Origin of the sequence: Streptomyces sp. NPDC085944, assembly GCF_040686295.1 — a bacterium.
GTDB classification, from domain to species: domain Bacteria; phylum Actinomycetota; class Actinomycetes; order Streptomycetales; family Streptomycetaceae; genus Streptomyces; species Streptomyces salinarius.
In genome coordinates this window covers 91,585-116,229 of the sequence record NZ_JBFBJX010000018.1, presented here as the reverse complement: position 1 = coordinate 116,229, position 24,645 = coordinate 91,585, and the positions used below count along the sequence as shown (strand labels likewise).

Sequence of the window (24,645 nt, the reverse complement as noted above, 5' to 3'; positions counted from 1 at the left end):
CGGCAGGTCAGCCGAGGGGGCGGCTGTACGCCCGGAGCGTGCGCAGGGCCTCGATCGTCACCCGGCCGCGGGCCTCAAGGACCGGGGCGGGCGCCCAGCGCGGCCGGCGGACGGGCCAGCCGCCGTCGTCCTCCTGCTCGGCCGCGAGGAAGTCGAGGGAGCGGGCCGTCTCGGCGTCCGTGAACCACGCGCGCGCGAGCGAACGCGGATCCGGCGCGTAGTCGTGGGGGAATCGGGGTCCGCCCGGGGTGTGGCAGGGGGAGGCCGGGTACGCGTCGAGATCGTCCGGATCCAGTACGGCGAGGCGCCGCTCGCGCACCAGGCGGCCCAGCCGGTCGGCCGCGGCCTGCGCGCGAGGACGGTCCGGAGCGGTGTCCAGGAAGGCCACGGCGGCCTCGATCTCGTCCGGGCGCGACGACTCCAGTGACTCCGCCGCCTGCCAGCAGAAGTCGGTGGCGCGGAACAGCCAGGCGTGCCAGACCTCGTTGCCGTGCAACAGGCCGACCACCGGACCGGTGGCGAGCAGCTCACCGGGCGGATCGGCCACGACCGGCACGAAGGGCGCGGCCGGGCCCGCCTCCCCGGCCGCCCGCAGCAGCGGCAGGGCACCGTCCGGGGTGGACACGGAGGTCAGATAGCGGCACACGCGCTCGGCCCGCTGCCCGCCGCAGCGGCCGAGGGCGTCCAGCACGCGCAGGGCGCGTGCGGTGTGCAGCGGCTGACTGACCGGACCGCGCAGGTCGGGGTCCAGCGCGTGGCCGTACCCGCCGTCCTCGTTGCGGTAGGCGTCCAGCGCCGTTTCCACCGGGCCGGGGCTCCCACCGCGGAAGTGGTACGCGAACAGCCGCTGTTCCAGCACGCGCGCGTTGAGCCACACGAAGCGCTCCGCGCGCGCGAGCGGTGAGGGTGAGTCCGGGGTGCGGGGGGTCGCGGGCGGCGGGATCGCGGGGAGTGCGGACGCTCCGGTTTCGGCCATGGGACAGACCGTAGGCCGGAAAGCGGTTCCGTCAGGTGGTCCCGGCCCAAGGCCCACTCTCAGGGGCGGGATACTGGTGGCATGCGGTTGACGGTCTTCTGGGAGCGGATGACGGACCACTTCGGTCCGGGGTACGCCGACACCTTCGCGCGCGATCATGTGATGGCGGAGCTGGGCGGACGTACGGTGCACGAGGCGCTGGACGCCGGCTGGGACGCCAAGGACGTGTGGCGGGTGGTGTGCACCGTCATGAACGTGCCGCGGGAGAAGCGGTGAGGACGCACGAAGATCGCCCGGCGGGGTCTGCCCGCCGGCGGTGTGGGCGAGACTTGCTCCGTGCCCTCCACTGACGAGACCGGGCAGGCGGCCCGGCACGCATCCCCGGCCGGCTCCGTGCCGCCCCCCGGGCCCCCGGCCGACGGCGCCCCCGCCCGGCCGGGCGCCCGCATGCCGCGCTGGCTCCCGCGCGCCATGGTGCTGGCTCTGGCGCTCATCGCCGCCTTCCAGCTGGGCAGCTGGGCCTTCCACCAGCTCACCGGGCTGCTGATCAACGTCCTCATCGCGTTCTTCCTGGCCCTGGCCATCGAGCCCGCGGTGAGCTGGATGGCCGGGCGCGGCCTGCGCCGCGGGTTCGCCACCTTCCTCGTCTTCCTCGCCGTGCTGATCGCCGCCGCGGGGTTCGTCACCCTGCTGGGCTCCATGCTCGCCGGCCAGATCGTCAAGATGGTCGAGGAGTTCCCGGACTACCTCGACTCCGTCATCAACTGGATCAACGGCCACTTCCACACCGAGCTGAGACGGGTCGACATCCAGGAGGGCCTGCTCCGCTCCGACTGGCTGCGCAACTACGTGCAGAACAGCGCGACGGGCGTCCTGGACGTGTCGGCCCAGGTCCTCGGCGCCCTTTTCCAGCTGCTGACGGTCGTGCTGTTCTCGTTCTACTTCGCCGCCGACGGCCCCCGGCTGCGGCGGGGGCTCTGCTCCGTCCTGCCGCCCGCCCGCCAGGCCGAGGTCCTGCGCGCGTGGGAGATCGCCGTGGACAAGACCGGCGGCTACCTGTACTCACGCGGGCTGATGGCGCTGATCTCCGGCGTCGCGCACTACATCCTCCTGGAGATCCTCGAGGTGCCCTACGCCCCCGCACTCGCCGTGTGGGTGGGCCTGGTGTCCCAGTTCATCCCGACCATCGGCACCTATCTCGCGGGCGCCCTGCCCATGCTGATCGCGTTCACGGTCAACCCCTGGTACGCGCTGTGGGTGCTGATCTTCGTGGTGATCTACCAGCAGTTCGAGAACTACATGCTGCAGCCCAAGCTGACGTCCAAGACCGTGGACATCCACCCCGCGGTCGCCTTCGGCTCCGTCATCGCGGGCACCGCCCTGCTCGGTGCCGTCGGCGCGCTGATCGCCATCCCGGCGGTCGCCACGCTGCAGGCGTTCCTCGGGGCGTACGTCAAGCGCTACGACGTCACGGACGATCCACGGGTCCACGGGCGCCGGGTCCGCCGGGTGGGGCCCGCGCGGTCCACGCGACTGCGCAAGCTGTGGGCCCGGCGCCCGGAGCAGGGACGCCCGGGGGTGGAGGGCTCGCAGGAGAACGGGGACGGCGGGCCCTCGTGAGGGCGGGGGGCCGGCGGGAGCGGGGTCAGCCCTGCGGCTCCTGCGGCTTGGCGTCGAAGTCCCGCAGGTCGCGGTCCTTGAGCTCGGTGCGGGTCTCGGTGCGGTGGCCACGGGCGATGTAGTCCCGCACCACCGCCTCGACGGCGTCCTGGGGCGAGCCGATACCGGCCAGAACCATCACTTCCACCACCAGTTCGGCGTCGAGACTGATGTCGACCCTGGCCATGGCGCCCCCTCTTCCGACTCGTCCCTGCATCCAACCACCCGGCCCGCCGGGCCGGGAGACGTACGCTCGGAAGTGCCGCGTGGTGCGCTTGACACAAAAATCGAACATCCATTCTCATGGAGGTTCGGGCAGGGCTCGTGACGGGTGATTCGAGTGGGTTTGGGTGAGGTTGCACCCGGGTTATCCACAGGCTGGACCCGCATCGGGGCCCATTGTCAGTGGCAGGCATTAGCGTCTTTGACGTGAAGCGATCGAATCAAGCAAACCGGGTGGAACCCATGGCAGGAACCGACCGCGAGAAGGCCCTGGACGCCGCGCTCGCACAGATTGAACGGCAGTTCGGCAAGGGCGCGGTCATGCGCATGGGCGAGCGGTCGAGGGAGCCCATCGAGGTCATCTCGACCGGGTCGACCGCGCTGGACGTGGCCCTCGGCGTCGGCGGCATCCCGCGCGGCCGGGTCGTGGAGATCTACGGCCCCGAGTCCTCGGGCAAGACGACCCTGACCCTGCACGCCGTGGCGAACGCGCAGAAGGCCGGCGGTCAGGTCGCGTTCGTGGACGCCGAGCACGCCCTCGACCCCGAGTACGCCAAGAAGCTCGGCGTAGACATCGACAACCTGATCCTCTCGCAGCCGGACAACGGCGAGCAGGCCCTGGAGATCGTGGACATGCTGGTCCGCTCCGGTGCCCTCGACCTCATCGTCATCGACTCCGTCGCCGCGCTCGTCCCGCGCGCGGAGATCGAGGGCGAGATGGGCGACAGCCACGTCGGTCTGCAGGCCCGCCTGATGAGCCAGGCCCTGCGGAAGATCACCAGCGCGCTGAACCAGTCCAAGACCACCGCGATCTTCATCAACCAGCTCCGCGAGAAGATCGGCGTGATGTTCGGCTCCCCGGAGACCACGACCGGCGGCCGGGCGCTGAAGTTCTACGCCTCGGTGCGCATCGACATCCGCCGCATCGAGACGCTCAAGGACGGCACGGAGGCGGTCGGTAACCGCACCCGCTGCAAGGTCGTCAAGAACAAGGTCGCGCCGCCCTTCAAGCAGGCCGAGTTCGACATCCTCTACGGCCAGGGCATCAGCCGCGAGGGTGGCCTGATCGACATGGGCGTCGAGCACGGCTTCGTCCGCAAGGCCGGCGCCTGGTACACGTACGAGGGCGACCAGCTCGGCCAGGGCAAGGAGAACGCGCGCAACTTCCTCAAGGACAACCCCGACCTGGCCAACGAGATCGAGAAGAAGATCAAGGAGAAGCTGGGCGTCGGCGTGCGTCCCGAGGAGCCGGCCACCGAGCCCGGCGCGGACGCCGCCTCCGCCGCCACGGCCGACGCCGCACCCGCGGTGCCCGCGCCCACGACCGCCAAGGCCACCAAGTCCAAGGCCGCGGCAGCCAAGAGCTGACCCGTGACCCGACGAACCGACTGGGCCGAGTACACCGACGGCTCCGCCGGACCGGGCGACGGCACGTACGGGGCGGCTGCGGCCCCGTACGAGACGGACCCCTTCGCCACGGGCCTCCGCGAGGACGACGAGGCGCGCCACGGTGACGGCGAGGCACGCCGCGGAGGCGGACGGGGCCGAGGGGCGGGCGGCACGCGCGGACGTCGGCGGCGCGAGCGCGCGGAGCCGTCGGCCGAGGACGGAGGTGCCACTTCCTCGTCGAGGGCCGAGAAGGGGGAGCCTCCGCGGGACCCGGTCGAGCAGGCACGGGCGATCTGCCTGCGCCTGCTCACCGGGACCCCGCGCACCCGCAGACAGCTGGCCGACGCCCTGCGCAAGCGGGAGATCCCCGACGAGGCCGCGGAGGAGGTGCTGTCCCGGTTCGAGGAGGTCGGCCTGATCAACGACGGCGCCTTTGCCGAGGCCTGGGTGGAGTCCCGGCACCACGGCCGCGGGCTGGCCAGACGCGCCCTCGCCAGAGAGCTGCGCACCAAGGGCGTCGACTCCGCCCTCATCGACGCGGCGGTGTCCCAGCTGGACTCCGAGCAGGAGGAGGAGACCGCGCGCGATCTGGTCGACCGCAAGCTGCGTGCCACCCGGGGCCTCGACCGCGACAAGAGACTGCGCCGCCTCGCCGGGATGCTGGCGCGCAAGGGCTATCCCGAGGGCATGGCCCTGCGGGTGGTCCGCCAGGCGCTGGAGGAGGAGGGCGAGGACACGGAGTACCTCGGCGACGAGGCGTTCTGAGGCGCTGCCCGACCCGGGGGCACCCGCGGCCGGGCGGTCGGGCCGGGCAGGCGATGACCGCGCCGGTCTACCGGGCCCGCCGCCCACCGGACCGGTCACCCACCGGACCGGTCGACTACCGGACCGGTCGACTACCGGGGCCGGACGCCGCCACCGGCAGGCCCGCCGCGCGCCAGGCCTGGAAGCCGCCGATCAGATCGGTGGCCCGGTGCAGCCCCAGACGGTGCAGGGACTCCGCCGCCAGACTGGAGGCGTAACCCTCGTTGCACACCACGACCACCCGCACGTCGTGGTCCGTCGCCTCGGGGAGACGGTGGCTGCCCTGCGGGTCCAGCCGCCACTCCAGCTCGTTGCGTTCGATCACCAGGGCGCCAGGGATCAGACCGTCCGCCTCGCGCAGAGCGGCGTACCGGATGTCGACCAGCAGCGCCCCGCCGGCCTCCGCGGCGTCGTACGCCTCGTCCGGTGCGATCCGCCGGTATCCGGCGCGTACACGTTCCAGCAGGGCGTCGATCCCGGTGGGCCCGCTCACTGCCAGTCCCCGGGGCGCTCGACCTGTTCCAGGCGCAGGGTCTGCCCGCTGCGGCTGTAGCGGCGGATCTGCGGCAGCGGCGGGTAGTAGGCGTGCACGGAGACCGCGTGGCGGTCGGACGACTCGTTGAGGACCTCGTGCACATGGTGCCGCCCGAAGGTGCGCCCTTGACCGGCGGTCAGTCGGCGTTCCCGGTCCACGCCGTCGCTGAGTTCGAGGGTCTTCCAGCCGTCGGCGGGCAGGCGGGCGGCGAGCGCGTTCTCCTTGAGTTCGCCCGCGGCCGCGACGAAGGCGCCCAGGGATTCGGCGTGGTCGTGCCAGCCGGTGCCCGTGCCGGGCGGCCAGCCGATCAGCCAGGCCTCGCTGCCACCGGGCCCGGCCAGTCGCACCCATGTGCGGCCCTCGGGGTCGAGTGGCAGGGAGGCGACCAGTTCGGCGTCGGCCGCCGCACGCCGGACGAAGTCGAGAAGCTCGGCCTGCGTCGGTGCCGCCGTCGGGGCGGACGGGGCAGCGGAGGCGGGAGAGGGTGAGGAGGAAAGGGAGGGAAGGGAGGGAAGGGGCACGGGTACCGTCCTGGGAGTTCGCGAGGGAGCGTGCGGCGGCGGGCAGGAGCCGCGCCGGGCGCGAAGAAGAGGGCGCTTCAGCAGGACGGACGACACACGCAGCCCGCATAGCGGACGAGGTCCATATGGACCCTCCGCCACAGGCGCACACAGGTGTCGGTCACGATCCGGAGTAGACCACGACGGTGTGGACCGGTCAACTCAGCGTCACCATGCGGACGGTGCCCGCACACCCGGGGAGCGGAGGCCGGGCCCGGGAGCGGCCGGCCGACGGCCCGCTCAACGGGACCCGGCGGCCGCCCCCGCTCCCTCCTCGGCCTCCGATGCCGCCCCGGCCGTCGCCCCGCCCAGCGCCGCCTCGGCAGCCGAGTAGAGGTCGGCCGGGCGCACCCCGTTCAGCGCCGTGACCAGGTGACCGTCGGGCCGCACCAGCAGCACGGTGTGCGCCGCGGCGCCCGGATAGTTCTCGGCGACCAGCAACTCGGCGCGGTGGGGCAGTGCCGTCACCGCGGCCGCCAGCCGAGGCATGACCCCGGCCGTCACCCAGTGCTTGCGCTCCCACACCCCCGTACCCGGCGCGATCAGCACCACCAGCAGCGCCCCGCGCCCCAGCCGGTCCCGGAGCCGTACGAAAGTTCCGTCCTCGGCAGTGACCCGCACGTCGGTGACGGGCGTCCCCGGCGGTGTGCCGACGGACACCTCCCCGGCGAGGCCCTCGGGCGCCAGCGGCGAGTCGGCGTAGGACCCCGTGGCGCCCAGCGTTCCGCGCCCGAGGTGACCGTCCGTCAGCAGCGCGTCGTTGCCGCGGGCCGCGCCGGGGACGTAGGAGCGCAGTCCGCCGCCACCGCGGAGCAGGGGAAGCAGCTGGTCGGCGGCGCGCAGCCGTGCGGAGATCGCCGCCCGCCGCTCCTTGTGATAGCTGTCGAGCAGCGCCTCGCGAGGCCCGTGGTGCCAGGCCAGGGCCAGCTTCCAGGCGAGGTTGTCGGCGTCGAGGAGTCCCTCTTCGAGGCCCTGTGTGCCGAGCGCGCCCAGCAGGTGCGCCGCGTCCCCGGCGAGCAGCACGCGGCCCACCCGCCAGCGCCGGGCGAGCCGGTGGTGGACCGTGTGGACGCCGGTGTCGAGGAGTTCGTACGCCGGGGTCGCGCCGTCGGCCCACCCGGTGAGGGTCTCGCGCACGCGGTTCACCAGGAGCTCCGGCGTGACGAGGTCCTTGCCGGGCGGCAGCAGCCAGTCCAGGCGCCACACGCCGTCCGGCAGCGGGCGGCCGACCACCTCACCGGCCGACGGCCCGGTCGTCCGCCACGGCGGCATCCGGTGGAGCAGCGCCTCGTCGGGCCACGGCAGTTCCGTGCGCAGCGCGGCGACGGCGTATCGTTCCACCGCCGTGCGGCCGGGGAAGCGGATGTCCTGGAGCTTGCGGACGGTTGAGCGGGGGCCGTCGCAGCCGACCAGCCAACTGCCGCGCCACCAGGTCCCGGCGGGGCCGCGGGTGTGGGCCGTGACGCCGGAGCGCTCCTGTTCGATGCCGTCCAGGCGGCTGTCCACGGCGACCTTGGCGAGCCGTTCGCGGGCGAGCGCCGTGCGCAGGACCCCGGCCAGCTCGTGCTGGGCGATGTGCAGGGGGGCCGGATCGGCGTCGCCGAACACGACCTCGCGCGTCACCTGCTTGCGCCGCATCGACCGCCATCCGGCCCAACGCGCGCCCAGCCCCGTCAGCGGTGTGCCGGTCAGCCGCTCGACGAGCGCGACGGCCTCCTCGCGCAGGACGACGGTGCGCGCGGGGCGCGGTTCGTCCTTGCCCGGCCCCTCGTCGAGGACGACGCAGGGCACCTCCTGCCGCGCCAGCGCCAGGGCGAGCGTGAGCCCGACGGGCCCCGCTCCGGTGATGATCACCGGGTCCACGGTGCGGCGCCCCCTGCCCGTGGCGGTGTCCCGGGGGACGTGGGTGAACAGGACGTTTGAGCAGGGTGCACGGTCACAGAACGTATGCAACCTATTGCCGCAGCTTGCGTCAAGCGACGGAGGCCGTGGCGATCACGCCACGACCTCCGTCGATGGTCATACGAGATGACCGAGTGTCAGGTGTTGCTAGGCCTTGCCCACGGTTCCGGCATCGGCGGTCTCGACGTCGTCCGCATGCAGCACCGCACCGGTCGACTTCTTCGCCCGCCGCAGCCGGCGCTCCAGCCAGCTCGCGAAGCTCGTGAGGGCGAAGTTGAGCGCGATGTAGATCACGGCGACCACGGTGTAGCTGGCGATCACGTTGGCGCCGTAGTAGCCGCTCATGGTGTTGGCCGACGCGAGCAGCTCCGGGAACGTGAGGATCGCGCCGCCGAGCGCGGTGTCCTTGAGGATCACGACGAGCTGGCTGACGATGGCCGGCAGCATCGCGGTGACCGCCTGCGGCAGCAGGATCAGCCGCATGACCTGGCCCTTGCGCAGCCCGACCGCCATGGCGCCCTCGGCCTGGCCCTTGGGAAGGGCGAGGATGCCCGACCGGACGATCTCGGCGAGGACCGAGGCGTTGTACAGCACCAGGCCGGTGACGACGGCGTACAGCGGGCGGTCGTCCGAGCTGACGTTGGTGTACTCCGCGAACAGCGCGAGACCGAAGATCATCAGGACCAGCACGGGGATGGACCGGAAGAACTCGACCACGACCCCGGCCGGTACCCGGACCCACGCGTGGTCGGAGAGCCGGGCGATGCCCAGTGCCGCGCCGAGGGGCAGGGCGATGACCACCGCGAGCACCGCTGCCTTCAGGGTGTTCTGCAGACCCGGCCAGATGTACGTCGACCACGCCTCGGTGCCGGTGAAGAACGGCTTCCACAGGGCCCACTCCAGCTGACCCTTGTCGTTGAGGGTGCCGAACACCCACCACAGCAGGGCGGCCAGGGCGACCAGGAAGACGACCGTGAACAGGACGTTGCGACGCTTGGCGCGGGGGCCCTGGGCGTCGTAGAGGACCGAGCTCATCGCTTCACCGCCACCTTCTTGCCCACCCAGCCGAGGATCAGGCCGGTCGGCAGCGTCAACACCACGAACACGAGAGCGATGACCGCGGAGATGAGCAGCAGTTGAGCCTCGTTCTCGATCATCTCCTTCATCAGCAGCGCCGTCTCCGCCACACCGATGGCCGCGGCGACCGTGGTGTTCTTGATCAGGGCGATCAGCACGTTCGCCAGCGGAACGACGGACGAGCGGAACGCCTGCGGCAGAACCACCAGCCGGAGCACCTGGCCGAAGCTCAGACCGAGGGCCCGAGCCGCCTCCGCCTGGCCGACGGGCACCGTGTTGATGCCGGAGCGCAGCGCCTCGCACACGAACGACGACGTGTAGAGGACCAGGCCCAGGACGGCGAGCCGGAAGTTGATCGTCTCGAAGTCATTCCCTCCGCCGAGGGTGACCCCCAACGTCTGGTTCAGTCCCAGCGACGCGAACAGGATGATCACGGTCAGCGGGATGTTCCGGACGGTGTTCACGTACGCGGTTCCGAAGCCGCGCATCAACGGCACCGGGCCGACCCGCATGGCGGCCAGTATGGTGCCCCAGATCAGGGAGCCGACGGCCGACAGCACAGCGAGCTGCACTGTCGTCCAGAAGGCTCCCAACAGGTCGTACTTGTCGAGAAAGTCGAACACGATCTCCCGCGCTTCCGCGTGTAGGGACGCCCGATCCGGTGCGCCGCCCCTGCCGTGGGGCGGCGCACCTCGTCAGGCCCGGCCTCAGCTCTTGATGTCGCCGATCTTCGGCGCCGGCTCGTTCTTGTAGTTGGCCGGGCCGAAGTTGTCCTTGACGGCCTTGTCCCAGGACTTGTCCGCGACCATCTCTTCGAGGGCCTTGTTGATCTTGTCCTTGAGGTCGCTGCCCTTCTTGACGCCGATCCCGTAGTTCTCGTTCGTCAGCTTGAAGCCGCCGAGCTTGAACTTGCCCTTGAACTGGGCCTGGGAGGCGTAACCGGCGAGGATCGAGTCGTCCGTGGTCAGCGCGTCGACGGCGCCGTTCTGCAGACCGGGCAGGCAGGCCGAGTACGTCGGGTAGGGCTGCAGCTGGGCCTTGGGAGCCAGCTTCTTCTTGACGTTCTGGGCCGAGGTCGAACCGGTGACGGAGCAGAGCTTCGCGTCGTTCAGGTCCTCCGGCGACTTGATCTTGTCGTCGTCGGCGCGGAGCAGCACGTCCTGGTGGGCCAGGAGGTAGGGGCCGGCGAAGTCGACCTTCTCCGAGCGCTCGGGGGTGATCGAGTACGTGGCGGCGATGAAGTCGACGTCACCGCGCTGCAGCATGGTCTCGCGGTCGGCGCTCTTCGACTCCTTCCACTCGATCTGGTCCTCGGTGTAGCCGAGCTTCTTGGCGACGTACGTGGCGACGTCCACGTCGAAGCCCTCGTAGCCGTCCGGGGTCTTCTGGCCGAGGCCGGGCTGGTCGAACTTGATGCCGATGGTGATCTTCTTGTCGCCACCACCGGAGGAATCGTCGTCGCCGCCGCACGCGGTGGCGGTCAGGGCGAGGGCGAGCACGGCGGCCGAGGCGGCGGAGACCTTGCGAAGCTTCATGGTGAACATCCTTTGGCTGTGATCGAGCTGTGATCGGACGATCAGAGGATCAGGCGATCAGACGCGGCCGTCGACGGTGCGTCGCCACGGTGGGCGACGCGGGGCGTCGGAGCCGCCCCGGAGAAATCAGTGGTGCAGGATCTTCGACAGGAAGTCCTTGGCACGGTCGCTGCGCGGATTGCTGAAGAACTGGTCCGGCGTGGCCTCCTCGACGATGCGGCCGTCGGCCATGAACACCACGCGGTTGGCCGCCGAGCGGGCGAAGCCCATCTCGTGCGTGACCACGATCATGGTCATGCCGTCCTCGGCGAGCTGCTTCATGACCTCGAGGACCTCGTTGATCATCTCGGGGTCGAGGGCCGACGTCGGCTCGTCGAAGAGCATGACCTTCGGGTCCATCGCCAGCGCCCGCGCAATGGCGACACGCTGCTGCTGACCGCCGGAGAGCTGCGCGGGGTACTTGTCCGCCTGGGCGCCCACACCGACCCGGTCGAGCAGGGCGCGGGCCTTCTCCTCGGCCTTCTTGGCGTCGACCTTGCGGACCTTGACCTGGCCCAGGGTCACGTTCTCGAGCACCGTCTTGTGCGCGAAGAGGTTGAAGGACTGGAAGACCATGCCGACGTCGGCCCGCAGCCTGGCCAGCTCCTTGCCCTCGGCCGGCAGCGGCTTGCCGTCGATCGCGATCGAACCGGAGTCGATGGTCTCCAGCCGGTTGATGGTGCGGCACAGAGTGGACTTGCCGGACCCCGAGGGCCCGATGACCACGACGACCTCGCCGCGGTGAATGGTCAGGTCGATGTCCTGGAGCACGTGCAACGCGCCGAAATGCTTGTTGACACTGTCCAGGACGACCAGATCGCCGGTCGCAGCCTTGTCTTCCTTGGCCACCGATACTTCGGTCATCGCTCTCGGGCTCCGTCCTCCTGGGTTTCGGAGGACAGTAGTGACCCGGGCCACGCCGCGTCTCTACATCTGAGCGAGATCTGAGCATCACGATCCGGTAGCGATCGGACACGAGTCGTAGCGCTTGTGAGCTGGGCGCATATCGGCCGGATAACTTCGAGCGGCCGCAACCCGCAGCCTCTTGACGCCGTCCCCCTGTATCGGAGTCACTGCACAGGACGCACGCGCGCGTGCCGGTGGTTCCTCGCCCGGAACCTTTGCCCGCCCGCCCGATCCCCACCCGCGCCGAGCGTACGGCCGATGAACCGAAGGGAGCCCGGATGAGACTGCTGCTCGTCGAGGACGACAACCACGTGGCCGCCGCCCTGTCCGCGATCCTGGCACGGCACGGCTTCGACGTCACCCATGCGCGCAGCGGCGAGGAGGCGCTCCAGGCGCTCGTTTTCGAGGTCGACGGCTTCGGTGTCGTCCTGCTCGACCTGGGCCTGCCCGACCAGGACGGCTACGAGGTGTGCGGCAAGATCCGCAAGCGCACCAGCACGCCGGTCATCATGGTCACCGCGCGCTCGGACGTCCGCTCCCGCATCCACGGCCTCAACCTCGGCGCCGACGACTACGTGGTCAAGCCGTACGACACGGGGGAGCTGCTGGCCCGGATCCACGCCGTCAGCCGGCGCACCGCCCACGAGGACGTCACCGGCAGCACCGAGACCGTCCTGCGCCTCGGGGCCGTGCGCATCGAGCTGCCGACCCGCCAGGTGAGCGTGAACGGGTCGGCGGTCCAGCTCACCCGCAAGGAGTTCGACCTGCTGGCCCTCCTCGCCCAGCGACCCGGCGTGGTATTCCGCCGCGAGCAGATCATCAGCGAGGTCTGGCGCACCAGCTGGGAGGGGACCGGGCGCACCCTGGAGGTGCACGTCGCCTCCCTGCGCGCCAAGCTGCACATGCCCGCGCTGATCGAGACCGTCCGCGGCGTCGGCTACCGCCTCGTCGCCCCCACCGCCCAAGGGGCCGGGTGAGCACACGCCTGCTGCCGCTGCTCATCGTCCTGTTGGCGGCCGTACTGCTCGCCCTCGGTGTGCCGCTCGGCGTCAGCGTCGCGCGCGCCGAGCAGCAGAAGGTCGTCATCGACCGCATAGACGACACGGCACGCTTCGCCGCGCTCGCCCAGTTCGTCACCGAGGACGGGTCGGGCGGCTCACGCCGGACGGACACGGACGAACGCCTGGCGACCCTGCAGACCGAGCTGACCAGCTACTACGAGGTCTACGGCATCAAGGCGGGCGTGTTCTACCGCAACCACATCCCGATGGCCAACGCGCCCACGACGTGGTTCCTGCCGCAGACCGGCGAGGTGCGCGACTCCTTCGACGAGGCGCTGCTCAGCCGCCGCAGCCACGACCCCGAACAGGTGTGGCCCTGGCAGGACGGCCGGCTGGTGGTGGCCTCGCCGGTGATCCGGGACGGCGACGTGGTCGCGGTCGTGGTCACCGAGTCGCCGACGGACTCGATGCGGTCGAGCACCCTGCGCGGCTGGCTGGTGATCGCCGCCGGGGAGTTCGCCGCGATGCTGCTCGCCGTCGGCGCCGCACTGCGGCTGACCGGCTGGGTGCTCAGGCCGGTACGGGTGCTCGACGCCACCACCCACGACATCGCCACCGGGCGGCTCAAGTCCCGCGTCGCGCCGTCCGGGGGACCACCGGAACTGCGGCGCCTGGCGGGGTCCTTCAACGAGATGGCCGACCACGTGGAGGACGTGCTGGAGCAGCAGCGCGCCTTCGTCGCCGACGCCTCGCACCAGCTGCGCAATCCGCTCGCCGCACTTCTGCTCCGCATCGAGCTGCTCGCCCTCGAACTGCCCGAGGGCAACGAGGAGATCGCCTCCGTCCAGACCGAGGGCAAACGGCTCGCCCGGGTCCTGGACGACCTGCTCGACCTGGCCCTGGCCGAGCACAGCCAGGCCGACCTCAAGGTCACCGACGTCGGCGCGCTGACCGCCGAGCGGGTGGCGGCCTGGGCGCCGACGGCGGAGGCCAAGGGCGTACGACTGGTCGGCGACTGCCCGCCGGCCACCGGCTGGGCCGACCCGGTGGCCCTGTCCAGCGCCCTGGACGCGGTCATCGACAACGCGGTGAAGTTCACGCCCCCCGACGAGACGGTGCGGGTCGAGGTCGCCTCAGCCGGGGACGCCGCCACCGTCGTCGTCACCGACAACGGTCCCGGGCTCACCGACGAGGAGCTCGCGCGCGTGGGGGACCGTTTCTGGCGCAGCGGGCGGCACCAGAACGTCAACGGCTCCGGCCTGGGCCTGTCCATCTGCCGGGCACTGCTCGCGGCGGGCGACGGTTCGATCTCCTTCGGCCACCACGAGCCGCACGGCCTGCGGGTCACGGTCAGGGTGCCCCGGACGGGCACGGCCCCGGTGGAGCCGCAACAGCTCCGTCCCTAGGGCTTGACCGACCGGTAGTAGCGCCGGGCGCCCTCGTGCAGCTCCAGCGGGTCGGTGTAGATCGCGGTGCGCAGGTCCACCAGCTGCGCGGAGTGCACATGTGCTCCGATGCCGTCGCGGCTGTCGAGCACGGTCCGGGTCAGCCACTCGGTGAGCCGCGGATCGACGTCCGCGCGGGTCACCAGCAGGTTGGAGACCGCCATGGTGGGCACCACGGCGCCGTTCTGGACGGTGGGGTAGGCCGACTCCGGCATGTTGGTGGTGCGGTAGTAGCGGGTGGCACCGCCCGACTCGTGCAGCTCGGTGACCAGGTCGTCGCCGATGGGCACGAACCGGAACGCGGAGCTCTCCGCTATCTCCTTGAGGCCGTCCGTCGGCACCCCGCCGGACCAGAAGAACGCGTCGAGCTCGTCGCCGAGGCGCCCGGGACCGGTGTCGATCCCGTCCGCCCGGGGCGTGATGTCCGTCTCCGGATCGATGCCCACGGCCTTCAGCAGCCGGGTCGCTATCAAGCGCACCCCCGAGTTGGGCAGACCGATGGCCACCCGCTTGCCGCGCAGGTCGGCCACGGACTGGATGTCCGAGTCGCTCGGTACGACGAGCTGCACGTAGTCGTCGTAGAGCCGGGTGACCCCGCGCAGTCCCTCGGCGCCCGGGCCGCCGGCCAGCTTGTACGTCTCCACCGCGTCGGCCGCCGCGATCGTGAAGTCGGCCTCGCCGGACGCCACCCGCTCGACGTTCTCCTGCGAGCCCGCGCTGGTCATCAGCCGCACGTTCAGATCCGGCATGTCCTTGCGCAGCTCGGTGCGCAGCAGCTCGCCGTACTTCTGGTAGACGCCCGCGCGGGTGCCCGTACTGAACGTGATCGTCCCGCTCGGGGGCTTCTCGCCCAGCGGCAGCAGCCACCACAGCAGCAGCCCGAGCACGACGGCACCGGCGACCGCCCCCTGGACGGCCCGGCGCCTGCCGATACGGGAGAGCAGCGTGGACATGGGGGCGATCCTGCCAGCCCGCACCCACCCTGACCAGGGCCCCGTGTCAGTGGCGGTCGCTACAGTCGTCGGCATGAGCAACACCCCGCCCGCCGAGGCCGGCACCCAGTCCGCCGGGAGCGGCACGCCGTCCGCAGAAAGCGGTACGTCGCCCGCCGACCTGGTACGCGCCTTCCACCTCGCCTTCGGCCTGGACGCGCGCAGCACACCGACCGAGGTCCCGCCCGGCCTCGCCGCGCACCGGGGCGAGCTGCTGGCCGAGGAGGCCGCCGAGGTGGCCGAGGTCTCGGTCGGGGGCCCGCTCGACCGGCTGGCGCACGAGCTGGCCGACGTGGTCTACGTCGCGTACGGCACGGCCCTCGTGCACGGCATCGACCTGGACGCGGTGATCGCCGAGGTCCATCGCTCCAACATGACCAAGCTGGGCCCCGACGGCCGCGTCAGCCGCCGGGCCGACGGCAAGGTCCTCAAGGGCGACCACTACGAAGCGCCCGACGTCTCGGGCGTACTGCGCCGGCAGGGGTGGACGCCGCCGACGGCCAGGGCCGCGACGACGCCGGACGCCTGAGCGCGGCGCACGACGACCCCGGCACCGTGTGCCGGGGTCGTCCGGGGGGCCGTGGCCGGGCCGGGGTCAGTCGCCGACCGAGGCTTCCGCCTCCGTGGCCCGGGGCGCCCCCTCCGCGGGGCCGCCGGGACGGTCGGGGGTGTCGCGGCGCCGGAAGACGCGCATCGCCAGCGGCTCGGTGAAGCGTGCGGTGAGGGGGCCGAGGACGACCAGGATCAGGACGTACGCCGTGGCCAGCGGGCCCAGGGACGGCTCGATGCCGGCCGAGACCGCGAGGCCCGCGATCACGATGGAGAACTCGCCGCGCGCCACCAGCGCGCCGCCCGCCCGCCAGCGGCCCTTGACGGAGATCCCGGCCCGCCGCGCCGCCCAGTACCCGGTGGCGATCTTCGTCAACGCGGTCAGCAGCGCCAGCGCCAGCGCGGGCAGCAGGACCGGCGGAATGCTGGCCGGATCCGTGTGCAGCCCGAAGAAGACGAAGAAGACCGCCGCGAACAGGTCCCGCAGCGGGCTCAGCAGCGTGTGCGCGCCCTCCGCGACCTCGCCGGACAGCGCGATGCCCACCAGGAAGGCGCCCACCGCCGCCGACACCTGGAGCTGCTGTGCGACACCGGCGACGAGGATCGTCAGGCCCAGCACCACCAGGAGCAGCTTCTCGGGGTCGTCGCTGGAGACGAAGCGGGAGATGAGCCGGCCGTAGCGCACGGCGACGAAGAGCACGAGGCCGGCCGCGGCCAGCGCGATCGCCAGGGTGATGCTCCCGGTCATCAGACCGGCGCCGGCGACCAGGGCCGTGACGATCGGCAGGTACACCGCCATCGCCAGGTCCTCCAGGACCAGCACGCTCAGGATCACCGGTGTCTCGCGGTTGCCGACCCGGCCCAGGTCGCCGAGGACCTTCGCGATCACACCGGACGACGAGATCCACGTCACGCCGGCCAGGACCACGGCGGCCACCGGACCCCAGCCCATCAGCAGCGCGGCCACCGCGCCCGGCACGGCGTTGAGCGCGCAGTCGACGAGGCCCGCCGGGTAGTGGGACTTGAGGTTGGTGACCAGGTCGCTGGCCGTGTACTCCAGGCCCAGCATCAGCAGCAAAAGGATGACACCGATCTCGGCGCCGGTCGCGACGAACTCCTCGCTCGCGCCGAGCGGGAGCAGACCGCCCTCGCCGAAGGCCAGACCGGCCAGCAGGTACAGCGGGATGGGGGAGAGGCGGTAGCGGCCGGCGAACCGGCCGAGGAGCCCGAGCCCCAGGATGATGGAACCGAACTCGATCAGCAGAACCGCGGAGTGCACCGGCTCACTCCTGCCCGAGTATCGCCGCGGCGGCGTCGACGCCCTCACGGGTGCCGATGACGATCAAGGTGTCACCACCCACGAGCCGGAAGTCCGGCGCCGGCGAGGGAATCGCCTCGGCCCGCCGCAGCACCGCCACGATCGAGGCACCCGTGTCGGTCCGCATCCGGGTGTCGCCCAGCGGCCGCCCGTTCCAGCGGGAGGTGGCGGCCACCTCGATCCGCTCGGCGACCAGCCCCAGATCGGTGGTGTAGAGCAGGCTCGCGCTGTGGTGGGAGGGCTTCAGCGCGTCGATCAGCGCGCCCGCCTCGGGGCCCGTCAGCCGCAGTGAGTGGGCGCAGGAATCGGGGTCGTCGGACCGGTACACGTTGACCGTGCGGGCGCCGTCGCGGTGGGCCACCACCGACAGGTGGCGGTGCTCGCGGGTCACCAGGTCGTACTGGACCCCGATACCCGGGAGCGGCGTCGCCCTCAGGCGTGGAGCTGGCACGTGCTTTCCCCTCATTCGTCCTGCGTTGCCTGCCGCGTGTCCTGCTGCTCGCGCTGCGTTTGCGCACGTGGGTGACGTGCCCGCGACCTCGCCATGCTGCCATCCGCACGTACGGTGGCGATATGGGTGTCGTGACGGATATACGCGGCCGGTCGCGGTCGGCGAAGCTGGTCGCGGGGGTGTCGTGCGAGCAGGCCGGGAGGAGCGGGAAGAGGAACGTGTCGCTGTTCTGGCGGATCTTCTCGCTCAACGCCGCCGGCCTGGTCGTCGCCACCGCACTGCTGCTGGGACCGGTCACCGTGTCGACCCCCGTGCTGGCCGGGGAGGCCCTCGTCCTGCTGGCCGGCCTCGTGGCGCTGCTCGCCGGCAACGCGGTCGTGCTGCGCATCGGACTCACCCCGCTGCACCGGCTGGGGCGGGCCATGTCCACCGCCGACCTGCTGGTCCCGGGGACCCGTCCCGAGGTCTCCGGGCCGGCCGAGGCGGCGCAGCTGATCGCGACGTACAACACGATGCTGGACCGGCTCCAGGCCGAACGCGCCGCCGGCGCCGGACGGGCCCTGGAGGCGCAGGAACGCGAACGCCACCGCATCGCCCGCGAGCTGCACGACGAGGTCGGCCAGACGCTCACCGCCGTCCTCCTCCAGCTCAAACGCGTCGCCGACCGGGTCCCCGGCGAACTGCGCGAGGAGGTGTCCCTCGCCCAGGAGGCCACCCGGGCCGGCCTCGACGAGATCCGCCGCATCGCCCGCCGGCTGCGCCCCGGGGTCCTGGAGGAACTCGGCCTGGCCAGCGCCCTGCGCTCGCTCGCCACCGAGTTCACCCACCACGGACTGACCGTCCAGCACCACATCGCCGGCGACCTGCCCCCGCTCGCCCCGGAGGCCGAACTCGTGCTCTACCGGGTCGCGCAGGAAGGCCTGACCAACACCGCCCGCCACGCCGCCGCCGACCGCGCCGCGCTCACCCTGCGCCCGCTGCCCGACGACGCCGGTGTCGAACTGCTCGTGCGGGACAACGGCACCGGCCTCGGGACGGCCGCCGAGGGTGCCGGTGTCCGCGGGATGCGGGAGCGGGCCCTGCTGATAGGAGCCGACATCCACTTCGAACCCGCCCCCGGAGGGGGCACCGACGTACGCCTGCGCGTCCCCGCGCCGCCGGGGGACCGTTCCGCAGACCGAACCGGAGACAGCCCCTGATGCCGGCACGGCCCCCGATCCGCGTCCTGCTCGCCGACGACCACACCCTCGTACGCCGGGGGGTCCGCCTCATCCTGGACGGCGAACCCGATCTCACGGTGGTCGCGGAGGCCGGTGACGGTGCCGAAGCGGTCGCGGCCGCGCGGGCCACCGAGGTCGACCTGGCCGTCCTGGACGTCGCCATGCCCCGCATGACCGGCCTCCAGGCGGCCCGCGAACTCTCCCGCCGCCTGCCCGAGCTGCGCATCCTGATTCTGACCATGTACGACAACGAGCAGTACTTCTTCGAGGCCCTCAAGGCGGGCGCCTGCGGATACGTGCTCAAGTCCGTCGCCGACCGGGACCTGGTCGAGGCGTGCCGGGCCGCCGTGCGCGACGAGCCGTTCATCTACCCCGGCGCCGAACGGGCCCTCGTCCGCTCCTACCTCGACCGCGTGCAGGGCGGCGGGGGTCTGCCCGAGCGGCCCATCACCGAGCGCGAGGAGGAGATCCTCAAGCTCGTCGCCGAGGGCCACACCTCGAAGGAGATCGGCGAGCTGCTGTTCATCAGCGCCAAGACCGTCGAACGCCACCGCGCGAACCTCCTGCAGAAACTGGGGGTGCGTGACCGCCTGGAACTCACCCGGTACGCGATCCGAGCGGGGCTCATCGAGCCGTGACCGCGCGCGTCCTCGGACCCGGGCGAGCGGCGGGCCCCGCCCGGGTCGTACGGCGCGGCCCCCCTGGGGGCGAGCGGCGGGGCGAGCGGCGGGACCCCGGGCAGGGCGTGGGTTGCGCCCGTCAGGACCGTGCGGCGGGGGCTGCGCCGTCCTGAGGGTGTGCGCCGCGCGCGGGCCTTCCTGCGCGCGCCCGCGCCCCACGGGTACTCGGGGCGGTCGTGCTTCCGTGTCGCGCGGTCCCGGCGACAGCCGGCCCGTTCGGGTCGGTCGCCCGGCGGGCGGGGGCGGCCCTGCCGGACGGGGCGGGCCGCACCCGACGGAGGAGACACCCCGGGGCGCTCCCCCAGCGCCCCCGCCCGCACTCCCGTCCGCGGCCGGCAGCAGCGGTCTCGCACCGCGCGGTTCGCCCGGCAGCCGCCGCCCCCTTGTGCTGCTGGGTCGCCCGTCGAGGCGGGCGGCCCAGCAGGGAAGTGCGGGGGCCGTACCGGGCGCAGGGCGAGGCCCGGGAGCTCCACCCGGCGCGCCCGCACCGGTGCGTCCGGTCAGCAGCCGATCGGCGCGGAGCCCACGGCCACGTCGTCGAACCAGACCGTGTCGTCGCCGCTCGCGTAGCTCTCCCAGCCCAGGCGCAGGGCGGTCGGCCGGGGCGCGGTGTCGCGGGCGAGCCACTGCTGGTCGACGTCCTGCGTCGGCACCCCGTCGGCGTGCAGGCCGGGAACCTGCTCGTCGCCGAGCCAGGTGTCCAGATGGCCGGCCGAGGTGTCGATCGCGAACCGCAGGCACTGCCAGCCGTCCGTCGGCAGCGGCCGGCTCAGCGCGACCCCGGCCGGGCTCTGTGCGGGCAGGGTGGCGTCGTCGCTCTCCCGGTTCCACTGCAGCGCGCCGTTCTGACCGCCCACCCGCAGCGCCCGGCCGCCCTGGGCCGAGTCCGGCATCGACACGAAGGTGACGTGGGAGACCGGCAGCGCGGTGGTGTGCCGTACCCACATGCGTACGTACAGCACCGGGCCGACCGCCGACAGGTCCGCGGTGTGGGCGACGAAGGCGTGGTTGCAGTAGCCGGCCCGGCCGTCCACCCGGAGCGACCTGCCGCCCTCGTGCGCCACCGCCGAGTCGACGACGGCCGAGCCCGTGCCCTGACAGTCGGGCGCGGTGAACCGCCAGTCGCCGGACGGCTCGGGGCCGGCCTGGTCCTCGAAGCCCGAGCAGATCACGGCGTCACCGCACTCCGCGGACGGCGGCGGAGTCGTCGGAGGGGGCGTGGTGGGCGGAGGCGTCGTGGGCGGTGTGCCGCCCACGCCGCCGCACGAGAGGCCGTTGAGCGCGAAGTCGTCCGGCACCGGGTCGGCGGACCGCCAGGTCCCCTGCAGCCCGAACTCGGCGGTGCCGCCCGTGGCCAGCGCGCCGTTCCAGCCGGCGTCGGCGGCGACGACGGACGCGCCGGTCTGGGTCACGGTCGCGTTCCACGCCGACGTCACCTGCTGATCGCCGGTATAGGTCCAGGTCAGCCGCCAGTCGCTCACCGCGGGGCCGAGGTTGGTGATCCTGACCTGTGCGGTGTAGCCGCCCGCCCACGCGTCGACCGTGTAGTCGACGCGGCAGGCGTCCGACGCCGCACCGCTCGCGGGCATGGCCGCCAGGACCGACACGACCAGCGCGACCGCGGCCACGACGGCGGTCCAGGGCCGGCGCGGTAATCGCAGAACTCGGGTGAGCACGGGGTGCCTCCAGTGAGGAGAAGGGACTCGATGTGTGGGAGCGCTCCCATGCATCACACCGACCATGACGGTGTACTGTCAATACGTGCGCGGCGATCGCCGCCACCGCGACCGCCTACCCTTGTTGCCATGAGCAGCATCGACCGGAGCCAGTCAGCGGGCGGCACGCGCACCTACGAAGTACGCACCTACGGGTGCCAGATGAACGTCCACGACTCCGAGCGATTGTCCGGTCTGCTGGAGGACGCGGGGTACGTCCGCGCCCCCGAGGGCGCCGACGGCGACGCCGACGTCGTCGTCTTCAACACCTGCGCCGTACGGGAGAACGCCGACAACAAGCTCTACGGCAACCTCGGCCACCTCGCCCCGAAGAAGGCGAGCCGTCCCGGGATGCAGATCGCGGTCGGCGGCTGCCTGGCGCAGAAGGACCGCGACACCATCGTGAAGCGGGCCCCCTGGGTGGACGTCGTCTTCGGCACCCACAACATCGGCAAGCTCCCCGTGCTGCTGGAGCGCGCCCGCGTACAGGAGGAGGCGCAGGTCGAGATCGCCGAGTCCCTGGAGGCGTTCCCGTCCACGCTGCCCACCCGGCGCGAGAGCGCCTACGCGGCCTGGGTCTCCATCTCCGTCGGCTGCAACAACACGTGCACCTTCTGCATCGTCCCCGCGCTGCGCGGCAAGGAGAAGGACCGCCGGCCCGGCGACATCCTCGCGGAGGTCGAAGCCCTGGTCGCCGAGGGCGTCAGCGAGATCACCCTCCTCGGCCAGAACGTCAACGCCTACGGCTCCGACATCGGCGACCGCGAGGCGTTCAGCAAGCTGCTGCGCGCCTGCGGGAACATCGAGGGCCTGGAGCGCGTCCGCTTCACCTCGCCGCACCCGCGCGACTTCACCGACGACGTCATCGCCGCCATGGCCGAGACGCCGAACGTGATGCCGCAGCTGCACATGCCGCTCCAGTCCGGCTCCGACCCGGTGCTCAAGGCGATGCGCCGCTCGTACCGCCAGGAGCGCTACCTGGGCATCATCGAGAAGGTGCGCGCCGCCATCCCGCACGCGGCGATCACCACCGACATCATCGTGGGCTTCCCCGGCGAGACCGAGGAGGACTTCGAGCAGACTATGCACGTGGTGCGCGAGGCCCGCTTCGCCCAGGCCTTCACCTTCCAGTACTCCAAGCGCCCCGGGACTCCGGCCGCCGAGATGGACGGTCAGATCCCCAAGGCGGTCGTCCAGGAGCGCTACGAGCGCCTCGTCGCCCTCCAGGAGGAGATCTCCTGGGAGGAGAACAAGAAGCAGGTCGGCCGCACCCTGGAGCTCATGGTCGCCGAGGGCGAGGGCCGCAAGGACGGCGCCACCCACCGCCTCTCCGGCCGGGCCCCCGACAACCGCCTGGTGCACTTCACCAAGCCGGAGCAAGAGGTCCGCCCCGGCGACGTGGTGACCGTCGAGATCACCTACGCCGCCCCGCACCACCTCCTCGCCGAGGGCGCGGTCCTCGACGTGCGCCGCACCCGCGCGGGTGACGCCTGGGAGAAGCGCAACACGGCCGAGCAGGCCAAGCCGGCCGGCGTCCTCCTCGGCCTGCCGAAGATCGGCGTCCCCGAGCCCCAGCCGGCCGTGGCGAGCGGCTGCGGCTGCGACTGACCGCAGGGGGTGCCGCCGGGGGCGGCGGTACGGGGATACGCTGCCGATCATGCTTGTCGCCGCCGCCGTCTGTCCCTGCCCGCCGCTCCTCGTACCTGAGGTCGCCGCGGGTGCCGCACCCGAGCTGGACGCGGCACGTGCCGCGGGCACGGACGCGCTGGGCGTGCTCGCCGCGTCCCGGCCCGACCGGCTCCTGGTCGTCGGTCCCGCGGACACCGCCGGTCCCGAGGTCTACCCGCAGGGCGCGCGGGGCTCCTTCCGCGGCTTCGGCGTGGACCTGGACGTGTACCTGGGCGCCGACGTCGGTGACGCGCGCGGTCCCGGCCTGCCGTACGGACTGGCCGTGGGCGCCTGGCTGCTCGGCAGGACCGGGTGGACCGACGCCCCCGTCGAGGGCATCGGGGTGGGGGAGGCGCTGTCCGCCGAGCGCTGTGCCGCCGTGGGCCGGGACATCGCCGCCCGGGCCGGACGGACCGCGCTGCTGGTGCTGGGCGATGCCAGCGCCTGCCGCACGCTCAAGGCCCCCGGGTACCTGGACGAGCGGGCCGCGCCCTTCGACGCGGAGGTGGGACGGGCCCTGGGTGCCGCCGACCCGGCCGCCCTCGTCGCCCTGGACGTCGCACTGGCCCGCGAGCTGAAGGTCTCCGGCCGGGCGCCCTGGCAGGTCCTCGCGGGAGCGGCCGAGAACACGGACCTCGCCGGCACGCTCCTCTACGAGGACGCGCCCTACGGGGTCGGGTACGTCGCGGCCACTTGGTCGTAGCGGCTGGGCGCGGCACCGTAGCGATCGACGTCCGCACACGCGCGTGCGCACTGGCGGCACACACGCGTACCGACCGGTTGGCCCAGGCCAGTACCGGCCGGCGGGCACACACGCGTGCCAACGGGCGGGCCCGCGGGCGGACCGGCGGGCACATACGCGTGCCAACGGGTGGGCCCGCGCGCACCGGCGATACTCGCGCGTGTCGAAACGGGTGGTTCTGGGCACGCCGCAGCCCACGCGTAACGCGTGGGCGAACTGACCGGCCCGTGCGTGGACCGGCCGTACACGCGCGTGCCGCGATCGGCGAGCCGGGGCGCGTGCGGAGTTGTCGACCCGCGCGTGCGGTGTGGCGGGCCCGCGCGGGCCGGAACCCGCGGGCGCGAAGGCGCCCCCCGCGGGCAGGCCCGCGCTTCCGTGCGCACGCGGTCACGCGGTCACGCGGTCACGCGCGGCCGGTCCGCCGATCCGGCTCCGGACCGTCGCCGACGTGCGACGCACCTGGGTGCCGACGTGCCGACGTGCCGACGTGCCGGTGTCAGGAGGCCGGAGGCGGCCCGGCCGGAGGGGTGCCGCCGGGCGTTCCGCCGGGGGCGGTGCCGCCTCCTTCCCCGTCTCCCCGGGCGTCCTTGTGAGCGAGACGGTCCATGGCGCCCTTGGCCTTGCCCGTGCCCGTCTGGATGCGGTCGCTGTACTTGCCCTTGGTCCGTTCGTCGACGGTCCGCGCCATCTTGTCGAGACCGCGGTCGATCTTGTCGCCGTGCTGCTGTGCGAGGTCGGAGACCTTGCCCTTCGCCGGTTCCAGTCTGGCCTTCAAGTTGTCCAGGAGACCCATGGTTCGCCTTCCCTCACGGGGCAGTCAGGTGCGGGCGCCCTTGTCGGCCTCGTTGTCGACGGCCTCCCCGGCCGACTGCTGCTTGGGGATGCCGACGCCCTCCGAGTCGCCGCCCTCGGCCGTGGCCCCGGCGGCATCGTCGGCCTCCGCCGTCTTCCGGGGACCGGCGTCGGCCGTCTCCGCTGCCTCGGCCGTGCCCGCTTCCGCGGCGCCCTCGACGTCCGGGGTGTCCGGGGTTTTGGTCCCCGTCTCGGCGACCGACGTCTCCTCGGTGTTTTCCGACCTCCGAAAAAGCCGTGCAAAAACGCCCATATCAACTCCATACGTTACTCGTGCGGGCGAAATCCCGCGGCATCCGGTGCGTCCGTTTGCGTGGCCGGGGCCATGACCCGGTGGTCCGGGGAGCGGGAACCTCGCAACGGGCAACGACTCCCGTCGTGGACCGTCACGTAACTCGTTCGAGGGTC

Annotated in this window: 27 protein-coding genes; 11 read left to right on the top strand and 16 right to left on the bottom strand. The window is 72.3% G+C overall.

Annotated elements, in window-relative coordinates; all coding sequences use genetic code 11:
- Positions 1 to 7 precede the first annotated feature (7 nt).
- Positions 8 to 976 (bottom strand): hypothetical protein, encoded by a 969-nt coding sequence (locus AB0P07_RS29910; protein ID WP_365556036.1) that lies wholly within the window; start codon positions 974 to 976, stop codon positions 8 to 10.
- 81 nt (positions 977 to 1,057) lie between these two features.
- On the opposite strand from AB0P07_RS29910, the gene AB0P07_RS29905 reads away from it, so the two are divergent.
- Positions 1,058 to 1,252 (top strand): DUF3046 domain-containing protein, encoded by a 195-nt coding sequence (locus AB0P07_RS29905; protein WP_031037914.1) that lies wholly within the window; start codon positions 1,058 to 1,060, stop codon positions 1,250 to 1,252.
- Positions 1,253 to 1,312: 60 nt separating this feature from the next.
- A complete protein-coding gene (locus AB0P07_RS29900; protein WP_365556034.1) occupies positions 1,313 to 2,596 on the top strand; it encodes an AI-2E family transporter in 1,284 nt (427 codons plus the stop codon).
- A 25-nt stretch (positions 2,597 to 2,621) separates the two neighbouring features.
- Here AB0P07_RS29900 and AB0P07_RS29895 read toward each other — a convergent pair whose 3' ends face one another.
- Entirely contained in the window at positions 2,622 to 2,822 is a 201-nt protein-coding gene (locus AB0P07_RS29895) for a DUF2191 domain-containing protein (protein ID WP_365556032.1), read from the bottom strand.
- A 278-nt stretch (positions 2,823 to 3,100) separates the two neighbouring features.
- Between AB0P07_RS29895 and recA the strand changes: the two genes are divergently transcribed.
- On the top strand, positions 3,101 to 4,225 hold the full coding sequence (gene recA / locus AB0P07_RS29890) for a recombinase RecA (RefSeq protein WP_164411829.1): 1,125 nt from the start codon (positions 3,101 to 3,103) through the stop codon (positions 4,223 to 4,225).
- A gap of 3 nt (positions 4,226 to 4,228) precedes the next feature.
- The gene (recX, locus tag AB0P07_RS29885; protein ID WP_365556030.1) at positions 4,229 to 5,011 is read left to right on the top strand and encodes a recombination regulator RecX; all 783 of its coding nucleotides are present in this window, start codon (positions 4,229 to 4,231) and stop codon (positions 5,009 to 5,011) included.
- A 115-nt stretch (positions 5,012 to 5,126) separates the two neighbouring features.
- Here the strand turns inward: recX and AB0P07_RS29880 are convergent, their stop codons facing one another.
- The 8 genes from AB0P07_RS29880 to AB0P07_RS29845 all read right to left on the bottom strand — a co-directional run bounded on the left by AB0P07_RS29880 (position 5,127) and on the right by AB0P07_RS29845 (position 11,562).
- Positions 5,127 to 5,543, bottom strand: coding sequence for a rhodanese-like domain-containing protein (locus tag AB0P07_RS29880; RefSeq protein ID WP_365556028.1), 417 nt, complete (start codon positions 5,541 to 5,543; stop codon positions 5,127 to 5,129).
- Positions 5,540 to 6,106 carry a cysteine dioxygenase gene (locus AB0P07_RS29875; RefSeq protein WP_365556026.1) on the bottom strand — a complete coding sequence of 189 codons (567 nt, stop codon included), beginning with the start codon at positions 6,104 to 6,106 and terminating at the stop codon, positions 5,540 to 5,542. The genes AB0P07_RS29880 and AB0P07_RS29875 overlap by 4 nt, the downstream gene beginning before the upstream one ends.
- A 77-nt stretch (positions 6,107 to 6,183) precedes the next feature.
- Positions 6,184 to 6,255, bottom strand: coding sequence for a putative leader peptide (locus AB0P07_RS29870; protein ID WP_309544753.1), 72 nt, complete (start codon positions 6,253 to 6,255; stop codon positions 6,184 to 6,186).
- A gap of 130 nt (positions 6,256 to 6,385) precedes the next feature.
- Positions 6,386 to 8,008 carry an FAD-dependent monooxygenase gene (locus AB0P07_RS29865; RefSeq protein WP_365556024.1) on the bottom strand — a complete coding sequence of 541 codons (1,623 nt, stop codon included), beginning with the start codon at positions 8,006 to 8,008 and terminating at the stop codon, positions 6,386 to 6,388.
- Positions 8,009 to 8,194: 186 nt separating this feature from the next.
- Positions 8,195 to 9,082, bottom strand: a complete 888-nt coding sequence (locus AB0P07_RS29860; protein WP_365556022.1) for an amino acid ABC transporter permease — start codon at positions 9,080 to 9,082, stop codon at positions 8,195 to 8,197.
- Complete coding sequence (locus AB0P07_RS29855; protein WP_365556020.1) at positions 9,079 to 9,747, bottom strand: amino acid ABC transporter permease; 669 nt, start codon at positions 9,745 to 9,747, stop codon at positions 9,079 to 9,081. The genes AB0P07_RS29860 and AB0P07_RS29855 overlap by 4 nt, the downstream gene beginning before the upstream one ends.
- A gap of 84 nt (positions 9,748 to 9,831) precedes the next feature.
- Positions 9,832 to 10,659, bottom strand: a complete 828-nt coding sequence (locus AB0P07_RS29850) for a glutamate ABC transporter substrate-binding protein (protein ID WP_365556018.1) — start codon at positions 10,657 to 10,659, stop codon at positions 9,832 to 9,834.
- A gap of 126 nt (positions 10,660 to 10,785) precedes the next feature.
- On the bottom strand, positions 10,786 to 11,562 hold the full coding sequence (locus tag AB0P07_RS29845) for an amino acid ABC transporter ATP-binding protein (protein ID WP_007445015.1): 777 nt from the start codon (positions 11,560 to 11,562) through the stop codon (positions 10,786 to 10,788).
- A gap of 320 nt (positions 11,563 to 11,882) precedes the next feature.
- Between AB0P07_RS29845 and AB0P07_RS29840 the strand changes: the two genes are divergently transcribed.
- Both AB0P07_RS29840 and AB0P07_RS29835 read left to right on the top strand, forming a co-directional pair.
- Positions 11,883 to 12,581, top strand: a complete 699-nt coding sequence (locus AB0P07_RS29840) for a response regulator transcription factor (RefSeq protein ID WP_365556015.1) — start codon at positions 11,883 to 11,885, stop codon at positions 12,579 to 12,581.
- Positions 12,578 to 14,011, top strand: coding sequence for a HAMP domain-containing sensor histidine kinase (locus AB0P07_RS29835; protein ID WP_365556013.1), 1,434 nt, complete (start codon positions 12,578 to 12,580; stop codon positions 14,009 to 14,011). Before AB0P07_RS29840 ends, AB0P07_RS29835 begins: the two co-directional genes overlap by 4 nt.
- Here AB0P07_RS29835 and AB0P07_RS29830 read toward each other — a convergent pair.
- A complete protein-coding gene (locus AB0P07_RS29830) occupies positions 14,008 to 15,003 on the bottom strand; it encodes a TAXI family TRAP transporter solute-binding subunit (protein WP_365556011.1) in 996 nt (331 codons plus the stop codon). The genes AB0P07_RS29835 and AB0P07_RS29830 overlap by 4 nt on opposite strands.
- Positions 15,004 to 15,076: 73 nt before the next feature.
- On the opposite strand from AB0P07_RS29830, the gene AB0P07_RS29825 reads away from it, so the two are divergent.
- Positions 15,077 to 15,571: a MazG nucleotide pyrophosphohydrolase domain-containing protein gene (locus AB0P07_RS29825; RefSeq protein WP_365556009.1), complete on the top strand. Its 495-nt coding sequence runs from the start codon at positions 15,077 to 15,079 to the stop codon at positions 15,569 to 15,571.
- Between the two features lie 66 nt (positions 15,572 to 15,637).
- Here AB0P07_RS29825 and AB0P07_RS29820 read toward each other — a convergent pair whose 3' ends face one another.
- Both AB0P07_RS29820 and AB0P07_RS29815 read right to left on the bottom strand, forming a co-directional pair.
- On the bottom strand, positions 15,638 to 16,870 hold the full coding sequence (locus tag AB0P07_RS29820; RefSeq protein WP_365556007.1) for a cation:proton antiporter: 1,233 nt from the start codon (positions 16,868 to 16,870) through the stop codon (positions 15,638 to 15,640).
- Between the two features lie 4 nt (positions 16,871 to 16,874).
- A complete protein-coding gene (locus AB0P07_RS29815; RefSeq protein ID WP_365556005.1) occupies positions 16,875 to 17,360 on the bottom strand; it encodes a TrkA C-terminal domain-containing protein in 486 nt (161 codons plus the stop codon).
- 122 nt (positions 17,361 to 17,482) lie between these two features.
- On the opposite strand from AB0P07_RS29815, the gene AB0P07_RS29810 reads away from it, so the two are divergent.
- Entirely contained in the window at positions 17,483 to 18,559 is a 1,077-nt protein-coding gene (locus AB0P07_RS29810) for a HAMP domain-containing sensor histidine kinase (protein ID WP_365556003.1), read from the top strand.
- Positions 18,559 to 19,218: a response regulator transcription factor gene (locus AB0P07_RS29805; protein WP_102928752.1), complete on the top strand. Its 660-nt coding sequence runs from the start codon at positions 18,559 to 18,561 to the stop codon at positions 19,216 to 19,218. Before AB0P07_RS29810 ends, AB0P07_RS29805 begins: the two co-directional genes overlap by 1 nt.
- Before the next feature lie 542 nt (positions 19,219 to 19,760).
- Here AB0P07_RS29805 and AB0P07_RS29800 read toward each other — a convergent pair.
- Positions 19,761 to 20,936, bottom strand: coding sequence for a cellulose-binding domain-containing protein (locus AB0P07_RS29800; protein WP_365556001.1), 1,176 nt, complete (start codon positions 20,934 to 20,936; stop codon positions 19,761 to 19,763).
- 129 nt (positions 20,937 to 21,065) lie between these two features.
- Between AB0P07_RS29800 and miaB the strand changes: the two genes are divergently transcribed.
- On the top strand, positions 21,066 to 22,583 hold the full coding sequence (gene miaB / locus AB0P07_RS29795; RefSeq protein ID WP_365555999.1) for a tRNA (N6-isopentenyl adenosine(37)-C2)-methylthiotransferase MiaB: 1,518 nt from the start codon (positions 21,066 to 21,068) through the stop codon (positions 22,581 to 22,583).
- Between the two features lie 49 nt (positions 22,584 to 22,632).
- Positions 22,633 to 23,346 carry a class III extradiol dioxygenase subunit B-like domain-containing protein gene (locus AB0P07_RS29790; protein ID WP_365555997.1) on the top strand — a complete coding sequence of 238 codons (714 nt, stop codon included), beginning with the start codon at positions 22,633 to 22,635 and terminating at the stop codon, positions 23,344 to 23,346.
- Positions 23,347 to 23,881: 535 nt separating this feature from the next.
- On the opposite strand, the gene AB0P07_RS29785 is transcribed toward AB0P07_RS29790, so the two are convergent.
- Positions 23,882 to 24,178 (bottom strand): antitoxin, encoded by a 297-nt coding sequence (locus tag AB0P07_RS29785; RefSeq protein WP_365555995.1) that lies wholly within the window; start codon positions 24,176 to 24,178, stop codon positions 23,882 to 23,884.
- A gap of 24 nt (positions 24,179 to 24,202) precedes the next feature.
- The gene (locus tag AB0P07_RS29780; RefSeq protein ID WP_365555993.1) at positions 24,203 to 24,490 is read right to left on the bottom strand and encodes a hypothetical protein; all 288 of its coding nucleotides are present in this window, start codon (positions 24,488 to 24,490) and stop codon (positions 24,203 to 24,205) included.
- Between the last annotated feature and the right edge of the window lie 155 nt (positions 24,491 to 24,645).

What these genes read in the sequence shown, in the direction of transcription:
- AB0P07_RS29910 (WP_365556036.1), bottom strand. Translation starts at nt 976, where the DNA reads ATGGCCGAAACCGGAGCGTCCGCACTCCCCGCGATCCCGCCGCCCGCG.
- AB0P07_RS29905 (WP_031037914.1), top strand. Translation starts at nt 1,058, where the DNA reads ATGCGGTTGACGGTCTTCTGGGAGCGGATGACGGACCACTTCGGTCCG.
- AB0P07_RS29895 (WP_365556032.1), bottom strand. Translation starts at nt 2,822, where the DNA reads ATGGCCAGGGTCGACATCAGTCTCGACGCCGAACTGGTGGTGGAAGTG.
- recA (WP_164411829.1), top strand. Translation starts at nt 3,101, where the DNA reads ATGGCAGGAACCGACCGCGAGAAGGCCCTGGACGCCGCGCTCGCACAG.
- AB0P07_RS29860 (WP_365556022.1), bottom strand. Translation starts at nt 9,082, where the DNA reads ATGAGCTCGGTCCTCTACGACGCCCAGGGCCCCCGCGCCAAGCGTCGC.
- AB0P07_RS29850 (WP_365556018.1), bottom strand. Translation starts at nt 10,659, where the DNA reads ATGAAGCTTCGCAAGGTCTCCGCCGCCTCGGCCGCCGTGCTCGCCCTC.
- AB0P07_RS29845 (WP_007445015.1), bottom strand. Translation starts at nt 11,562, where the DNA reads ATGACCGAAGTATCGGTGGCCAAGGAAGACAAGGCTGCGACCGGCGAT.
- AB0P07_RS29840 (WP_365556015.1), top strand. Translation starts at nt 11,883, where the DNA reads ATGAGACTGCTGCTCGTCGAGGACGACAACCACGTGGCCGCCGCCCTG.
- AB0P07_RS29830 (WP_365556011.1), bottom strand. Translation starts at nt 15,003, where the DNA reads ATGTCCACGCTGCTCTCCCGTATCGGCAGGCGCCGGGCCGTCCAGGGG.
- AB0P07_RS29825 (WP_365556009.1), top strand. Translation starts at nt 15,077, where the DNA reads ATGAGCAACACCCCGCCCGCCGAGGCCGGCACCCAGTCCGCCGGGAGC.
- AB0P07_RS29810 (WP_365556003.1), top strand. Translation starts at nt 17,483, where the DNA reads ATGGGTGTCGTGACGGATATACGCGGCCGGTCGCGGTCGGCGAAGCTG.
- AB0P07_RS29805 (WP_102928752.1), top strand. Translation starts at nt 18,559, where the DNA reads ATGCCGGCACGGCCCCCGATCCGCGTCCTGCTCGCCGACGACCACACC.
- miaB (WP_365555999.1), top strand. Translation starts at nt 21,066, where the DNA reads ATGAGCAGCATCGACCGGAGCCAGTCAGCGGGCGGCACGCGCACCTAC.
- AB0P07_RS29790 (WP_365555997.1), top strand. Translation starts at nt 22,633, where the DNA reads ATGCTTGTCGCCGCCGCCGTCTGTCCCTGCCCGCCGCTCCTCGTACCT.
- AB0P07_RS29785 (WP_365555995.1), bottom strand. Translation starts at nt 24,178, where the DNA reads ATGGGTCTCCTGGACAACTTGAAGGCCAGACTGGAACCGGCGAAGGGC.
- AB0P07_RS29780 (WP_365555993.1), bottom strand. Translation starts at nt 24,490, where the DNA reads ATGGGCGTTTTTGCACGGCTTTTTCGGAGGTCGGAAAACACCGAGGAG.